Genomic DNA, 609 nt, shown 5'->3' with positions numbered 1-609 from the left:
GGTCAGTATTCGGACAAGGGCCGCAAGGAAACCAACCAGGATTTCCACGGCATCTATGTGCCGAAAGAGCCGCAGCTGAGCGCCAAGGGCATCGCCATTGCGCTGGCCGACGGCATCAGCAGCAGCGCCGTCAGCGACGTAGCCAGCCAGTACGCCGTCACCGGTTTCCTGGAAGACTACTACTGCACCTCCGAGGCGTGGTCGGTCAAGACATCGGCCGAGCGGATATTGAGCGCCACCAATTCCTGGCTGCACGCGCAGACGCAGAAAAGCCAGTACCGTTACGACAAGGACAAGGGCTATGTGTGCACGCTGAGCGCCATGGTCATCAAGTCGACGACCGCACATATTTTTCATGTCGGTGATTCACGCATTTACCGCCTGCGCGGCAAGGCGCTGGAACAGCTGACCAACGACCACCGCGTATGGATTTCCCAGGGCCAAAGCTACCTCGGCCGTGCGCTGGGCTTCAAGCCACAGCTGGAGATTGACTACCAGACCCAGCAGGTGGAGCAGGGCGACATTTTTTTACTGGCCACCGACGGGGTGTACGAACATGTCAGCGAATACGACATGGCCGGCCTCATCCACATCTGCGCTGACGAGCCT

Annotated in this window: 1 protein-coding gene; it reads left to right on the top strand. The window is 59.4% G+C overall.

What is annotated here, in order from left to right; genetic code table 11:
* Nucleotides 1-609: PP2C family protein-serine/threonine phosphatase (locus tag AC1D0Z_RS23725; RefSeq protein WP_477660563.1), on the top strand; the 609-nt coding region annotated here is incomplete at both ends.

It is taken from the genome of Polaromonas sp. P1_E3 (assembly GCF_056405935.1).
The sequence above is the reverse complement of the archived record's forward strand: the minus strand, read 5'-3'. Positions and strand labels throughout refer to the sequence as shown.